This is a genomic window from Polyangium jinanense (assembly GCF_028435365.1).
The window spans coordinates 1,040,213-1,046,729 of the sequence record NZ_JAGTJJ010000002.1 but is presented as its reverse complement, the minus strand read 5'-3'; the positions used below and the strand labels follow the sequence as shown (position 1 = coordinate 1,046,729).

Genomic DNA, 6,517 nt, shown 5'->3' with positions numbered 1-6,517 from the left:
ACTCGTCCACTGGAACCCCTTTCGTGTTGCTTTGAGCGGCTCACGAAGGGGGTTCCGCCTTTAGACCCCCGGAAATGTCAAACTTCGGCTGCCTCCCCGGCAGAGCCGGGGGATCTCCTAAGGTATTCGTTCGGGGTGACGAAGAGGCCGATCGGTTCGCTCGGCGTTCGTGCTTCGCAGAGGGGCGCGAGCCCATGTTCGGGCGCGGGTGCGGGTTCGAGAATGGTGACGCGGTTGGAATCGCGGAGCGACACGACGACCCTTCCATCCGCGAGAACGACGAGCTGCGAAGGCGCGCCGCCGAGGGGCGTCGTCGCGAGGACGGCCCGGCCGTCGACGTCCACCGTGTGAAGGGCGCGGCGATCGGCGTCGGCGACGTAGGCGAGCGTTCGATCGGCCTGCCGGGCGAGGGCAATGGTGCTGCTTTGACGGATTGGGGATTCGGGCCTGGCGATCGTCTCGGATTGGCGTCGCGCGCAGGGGTTTGTCGCCGCCCTTGTGTCGCTCGCCACGGGGGACGTGTTTGCCGGTCGGTGTTTGCGGGTGACGTCTGCGGCGGACGCGGTCGAAAACCTCGACGTTTCTGCTGGCCCCACGCTCGTGCACGCACCGGCGAGCGCAACGACGAGCGGGGCAGCACATGCGAGGGAGGAGCGGATCGACATGGCGAGGTCCTGGGCCCTCGGTACGCCCTGCCCGACGCCGCCATTCCCGACCGGGTGCGAACCTTTTGATCAGGCCTTCCGAGGGTAGCGGATGAACACGAGGTGGTTATGCCCGTCGGTCCCGCGCGAGCTCGGGATCTTCACCTGCTTGCCGCGCAGCAGATCCTCGAAATCGGCGGCGGTGACCGTCACCGAATGCTCATGCCCCGCGAGGCCCTGGATGTTGTAGGTCCGCTCGACCTTCGCCTTGACGTGCGCGTCCGGAAGGACGAACTCGTGCTCGTCCTTGCCGGCCACCTCGATTTCGCAGGCATTCACGCGCTCGGGCGGATCCACCGCTGGCGCGCATTCGAGGAAGAGCCTGTGGATGTGCCCGCCCTCGCGGGTCGACGCGAGCCGCACGATTTGCCCCGCGCCGATTTTTTTGAAATCGGCAGCGGTGACCGTGATCGTGTGCCGGTGGCCGGACGTCCCTGTGAGGTCGAACGTTTTGTCGACGCCCGCGAGCACGTCGGCGATGGTGATCGTGAAGGCGTGCCCGTGGTTTCGCCCGATCCGCGCGACGAGCCGCTCGCAGACGGGCGCTTTCTCGGCCGTTTTCTCGGGCGGCGGCGACGTCTCCCAGTTGCCGTGCCCGTCACAAGCGTGCCCCTCGCGCAAAAACGAAAGTGGGGTCACCGCGAGCGCCACGCCGGCCTTCAGCACGCCTCTCCGCTTCATCGCCGCGCGAGCTTACGGCGCTTTCCGTCCGGAGGGAAGGATGCTACAGCGAGTCGCCCGACGCCATGCAAAAGCCCCTTCCTTTCGACCTCTCCAAGATCGACCTCGAAGCATTTCACGCGGACATCAAGGCCTTGCGGCGCGAGATCGACGACGCGCTCGGAGAGGACGATCTACGGCACCTCTACAAGCTCGAGCGCTGGGGGCGCACCTGCACCGCGCTCGGCTTGCTCGGCGCCGGCCTCGCGCCGAACCCCGCGAGCGCATTGCTCCTCGGCCTCGGCCGCTCGACGCGGTGGATCCTCATGCATCACATTGGTCACCGCGGTTACGACAAGGTGCCGGGCGTGCCCGCGCGTTACACGAGCAAGGTCTTCGCGCGCGGAAAGCGGCGGTTTCTTGACTGGTGCGATTGGATTTTACCGGAGGCGTGGATTTACGAGCACAACGTCCTGCACCACTCCTACACGGGCGAGCTCGACGATCGGGACCTCGTCGAGCGCAACACCGAGGGGCTGCGCGAACATTCCATGCCGGTGCGTTACGCGCTCATGGGGCTCCTCGCGCTCACCTGGCGCGCCTCGTATTATGCGCCGAGCACGCTGGAGGTGTATCGCGCGCGCCACGCCGAGCGGGATGGCGAGGCCCCGTCGAAAGAGGGCATGACGCGGGAGCTCTGGCTGAAATGTTATCTCCCCTATGCGGCGGTCCATTTCGGGCTCCTGCCGCTCTGTTATCTCCCGCTCGGCCCCTGGGGCGTCTTCAGCGCGTTCTGCAATTCATTGATGGCCGAGATGGTCACGAACGTGCACACGTTCTGTGTCATCGGTCCGAACCACACCGGAGACGACCTCTACCGCTTCGACGATCGCCCGGCCTCGCGCGCGGAGTTTTTCGTGCGGCAAGTGATCGGCTCGACGAATTTCAAGACGGGCGGCGATCTCGTCGATTCCGCGCATCTCTGGCTCAATTACCAGATCGAGCACCACCTCTTCCCGGACATCCCGATGCGCAAATACCAGGAGGTGCAGCCGAAGGTGAAAGCGCTCTGCGAGAAGTACGGGATCCCCTACGTGCAGGAAAGCGTCTTTTCGCGGGTGAAGAAGATGGTCGACATCGCGGTCGGAAAGACGTCGATGCGCCGCGGGGTCAAGCGTGCGGAGCCGGAGAAGGCCGTCCGCCCGACGTCCGTCCCCGCGGCGACGGCCGCGATCTGAGGACCCAAAGCCGCAGGGCCTTCCGTGTCCATGCGGCATGCGACGTTCCCTGCTCCTCGCCTCGTTCTCGATCTTCCTCGCCGTGGGCTGCGGCGCCTCCCAAGCCCCAGAGCCCGCCGCCCCGACGCAAACCGGACAAACCTTCGCCGACGCCGTGAAGCTCATGTGCGAGGTCGACCAGCGCGCCGGGCTCACCGCGGAGGAGGATCCGCTGGCGATCGGGCAGCAACGGACGGCGTGGCTCGCCGATCACATCGAGAATCCTGACGGAATCGAGTTTCGTACGCTCGTCAGTGTGAAGGGCCCCGAGGAGCAGGCGCAGATGATCCGCGCGAAGGCGAAGGAGATCGGAATGGAGAAGTGCCCGCTCGCCGATTCGATCGAAGCGACCTCGGCAGGCGGGCTCTCGCCTTGAAATGCGCGTTCAGCGCTTGAGGGCGGCCAAGATCTTCGCTTGCACGATGGCGGGATCCCAGGAGGTGAGCATCCCGTCGATGGCGCGGGGGTGATCGGCATTAGGATACAGGCTGTCCGCCGTTCCCCGCAGGTCCTGCTTGGTCTGCGCATAAACCGCCGCGGGGTGCTTTGCGAGCTCTGCGAGACGCGCGAGCCCGACCTCGTACGGGTCGTCGGCCACCTCGTCGACGAGGCCGAGGAGCCGGGCTTTTTCGGGAGCGAAGAGGCCCGCGCCGAGGAGGATCTCGTCGAGGTGCTGAGGCGGAAGGCGGCGCCTCAGGATGGCGAGAATCCGCGGCGGGAAACGCAGGCCGAGCGCGGTCTCGTTGAGGCCGATCTTCGCCGTGGGCTTGCTCGTGGCGATACGCACGTCGCAACAAGCGGCGAGCACCGAGCCGCCCGCGATGGCGTGGCCGTTGACGGCGGCGATCGTGGGCCCCGGATACAAATAAAGGGTCGTCATGCACTGCTCGAGCAGGCGCAGGAATGCGACCATGCCGCCGGGGTCGAGCATGAGGACCTCCTTCAAGTCGAGCCCCGCGGAGAATGCATCTCCCTCCCCCGTGAGCAGGACCGGCGCGCCCGCGGCCTTGTCGAGCCCTTCGAGGACGTGGCGCATCATGGCGCTCGAAAGCGCGTTTTTCCCGGGTCCCGACAGCTTGATGATCTCGGTCATCGTGTCTTCCTTTGCGAGGGCCGCGTCGCGTGCGCCTTGCCGGCCTTTGCGCGTGGCGCTTTCTTCGTCGTTTCGTGTTTCTTCGCCGCCTGCGTCTTCGCGCCGCGATCCGGGCTCGGCGGCCGCGCCGCGCGCGTGGGCTCCGCGCCGTGGTCCGGCGGCGGTGGACGCGTGGCCTTCGGCTTCGGCGCGGGCTTCGGAGGCGGCGCGAGCTTCGCGACGAGATCCTTGTAGTAATCGAGCACGATACGCGTTTTTTCGCCCGGCTCGCAGAATCGGCCGCGCTCGGGATCGCCATACCCCTGATAGCCCGAGAGCCAGCGCTCGGTCTTCGCGCTGCCGGTCCTCACCTTGCAGAATTCCATGTTGGCCGCGATGATCCCGCCCATGCGCCTGAGGTTCGTCGCGCCGTCGAGCAGCGAATCCTTCACGCGCTGGCACGCCTCGCTCGGCGCGTTCACGGGATCGGCGTCGTCGCGGCAGGCGCCCGCGAACCGCGCGCGCACCTGCCCGAGGCCATAATCTTCTCCGTCGGCCGAGACGAGCGTGGGGCGCCACTGCGTCTCGAAATGCACGATGGCCACGGCGATGAGTGGATCGAAGCCACGCGCCGCCGCAACCTCGGCGAGGACCCGGGCATAACGATTCGCCTCGTCCTTCGGCATCCCCGGCCTCGAAAGGAGCATGCCTGCGACGAGGACGGCGATGGGTCGAATCAAGGCTCTTCCTTCCGCTGTGACAGGGTCCGAGGTGAGTGGCACGAGCGCCGCGAACGGGCCAAGAATGTTGCGACGAGCCCCGCGCGCCTTCGGATCTCGTGTATCCTCGCAGCATGCGACCTCGCCAAAGACACCTTTTCCTCTTCGCCCTCGGCCTCGCCGTCCTCGGCGCGGCTGCATCCGCTTGCTCCGATACGCAGGGCACCGGCACCGGGCCCGGCGGCGCGAACGAAGACGCGGGCCCGGACGCGCCCGCGGCCGTGTCGCTCCGCATCGATCCGCCCGCGACCACCGTCACGCTCGACCTCTCGGGCACGGCGCCAGCCATCCCGCACCGCGCTTATGCGAAGCGTGAAGGCGAGCCCGAAGTCGACGTCACGAGCGAGGTCGAATGGTTCGTGGGAAACCCCGCGCTCGCGGACGTCGTGGGCGGCAGCGTGTCCGTCAAAGGTCTCGGCGGCAAATCGAAGGTCTTCGCGACGTACGATGGCGTGACGGCCGAAGCGTCGCTCACGCTGACGCTCCGCGGCGACGTCTTCCTCCCGGGCACGGATGCCTCGACGAAGGCCGCTTTCGACGCCGCCACGGCCGATCCGGATCCCGCGAATGCCCCGGCCTTCGAATACCCCGAGGACGGCGTCGTGCTGCCGGCAAACCTGCCGCCGATCGAGGCGCAATGGACGCCGGGCGGCGATAGCAGCGTGTATCGCGTCCGCATCACGAGCCCCGACATCCTCGACGTCACGCTTTACACGACCGGGCGCGAGCTCGCCTTCCCCGCCGATGTCTGGACGAAGATCGCGCAGTCGAGCCCGGACGTCGCGGTGAACCTCGCGGTCGATGGGCTCGGATCGGGCATGGTCCGCGCCGGCAGCCCGCGCTCGCTCACGGTCGCGTCCGATGGGATCGACGAGAGCGCGATTTACGTGTGGCAATCGTCGACGGGCAGCTTCCGCGTGCTCGACATCATCAAGGGCACGGACGTGCCACTGCCGACGAACAGCCCCGCGCTCTCGCCCGGTCAGCCCTGCTCCGGCTGCCACCGCATCTCGCGCGACGGCAAGCGCTTCGCGTACAGCTTCGACGGCGGCAATTTCAATTTCGGCGCGCTCTCCTACGACGAGGCCCAGAAGCTTTATGCATCCACCATCACGCCGAGCCCCGCCGTCCGCGGGACGTACGCCGCGTTCAATCCGCTCGAAGAAAAGACGCGGCCCGCGATGCTCTTCACGGCGCCGGACAACGTCCCGCAAAACACGCCGGGCACGGTGCGGCTCTTGCTCGTCAATCCGGACACGAACGAGCCGATCCCGAACAACCTCGCCGAGGCCATCGGAGAGCTGCCGACCGCCGTGGGGCACGCGACGCTGATGCCGGATTGGTCGCCGGGCGGCGATTTCGTGGTATTCACGGCATACGACAGCAACTCGAATTACGTGCGCCTCCTCGGCGACGACACGGTGCTCGGATCGATCGTGCAGATGTCCGTGCAATACATGGCCGATGGGTCGTTCCAGTTCGGCACGCCGGAGGTGCTCGTGGCCGCGCCCCCGGCCGCGGGGACGAACCCGGATAGCGGCGAAAACAACGTGCTGCCGAGCATCTCGCCCGACGGCTCGGTCGTCTCGTTCACGCGGGCGAACGGGTGGTGGTCGATCAAGACGCAACAATCACTGATCAACCTGTCGGGCCGCATCGCGCTCGTGCGGCGGAGCGACAAGACCGTGCTCGAGCTGAAGCGCGGCGCGTCAAACGGCCCGGACCAGGTCTGGAGCAGCACGTGGTCGCAATGGGCGCCGACGGTCGGGAAGAAATGGGTTTGGTTGGCGTATGCGTCGGAGCGGCCGTATGGGCACAAGCTGACGCCGCAGAACAGCACGTGCTCGCTCGTGCAGGGGCAGAAGCAATGCAAGCAGCTCTGGATCACCGCGCTGAACCGGGAAAAACTCGCGGCGGGGACGGAGGATCCGAGCCAGCCGGCGTTCTGGATCCCGGGCCAGAGCCTCACGGCGCAATACGTGAGCCCGCAGTGGACGGTGGCGGTGATCGACTCGCCGAAGTGAT

General features: G+C 67.0%; 7 protein-coding genes. 3 read left to right on the top strand and 4 right to left on the bottom strand.

Translation table 11 applies throughout. The annotated features are described in order from the left end of the window. Positions 1 to 77 precede the first annotated feature (77 nt). The gene (locus KEG57_RS09230) at positions 78 to 512 is read right to left on the bottom strand and encodes a YncE family protein (protein WP_272417709.1); all 435 of its coding nucleotides are present in this window, start codon (positions 510 to 512) and stop codon (positions 78 to 80) included. Positions 513 to 734: 222 nt separating this feature from the next. After that, on the bottom strand, positions 735 to 1,385 hold the full coding sequence (locus tag KEG57_RS09225; RefSeq protein WP_272417708.1) for a hypothetical protein: 651 nt from the start codon (positions 1,383 to 1,385) through the stop codon (positions 735 to 737). Between the two features lie 65 nt (positions 1,386 to 1,450). On the opposite strand from KEG57_RS09225, the gene KEG57_RS09220 reads away from it, so the two are divergent. Both KEG57_RS09220 and KEG57_RS09215 read left to right on the top strand, forming a co-directional pair. Further along, entirely contained in the window at positions 1,451 to 2,602 is a 1,152-nt protein-coding gene (locus tag KEG57_RS09220; RefSeq protein WP_272417707.1) for a fatty acid desaturase family protein, read from the top strand. Positions 2,603 to 2,639: 37 nt separating this feature from the next. Then, entirely contained in the window at positions 2,640 to 3,017 is a 378-nt protein-coding gene (locus tag KEG57_RS09215; protein ID WP_272417706.1) for a hypothetical protein, read from the top strand. Positions 3,018 to 3,026: 9 nt separating this feature from the next. Here KEG57_RS09215 and KEG57_RS09210 read toward each other — a convergent pair whose 3' ends face one another. Both KEG57_RS09210 and KEG57_RS09205 read right to left on the bottom strand, forming a co-directional pair. Further along, a complete protein-coding gene (locus tag KEG57_RS09210) occupies positions 3,027 to 3,734 on the bottom strand; it encodes an enoyl-CoA hydratase/isomerase family protein (RefSeq protein WP_272417705.1) in 708 nt (235 codons plus the stop codon). Further along, complete coding sequence (locus KEG57_RS09205) at positions 3,731 to 4,453, bottom strand: hypothetical protein (RefSeq protein WP_272417704.1); 723 nt, start codon at positions 4,451 to 4,453, stop codon at positions 3,731 to 3,733. Before KEG57_RS09205 ends, KEG57_RS09210 begins: the two co-directional genes overlap by 4 nt. A 113-nt stretch (positions 4,454 to 4,566) precedes the next feature. On the opposite strand from KEG57_RS09205, the gene KEG57_RS09200 reads away from it, so the two are divergent. Next, a complete protein-coding gene (locus KEG57_RS09200) occupies positions 4,567 to 6,516 on the top strand; it encodes a hypothetical protein (protein ID WP_272417703.1) in 1,950 nt (649 codons plus the stop codon). Position 6,517 lies beyond the last annotated feature (1 nt).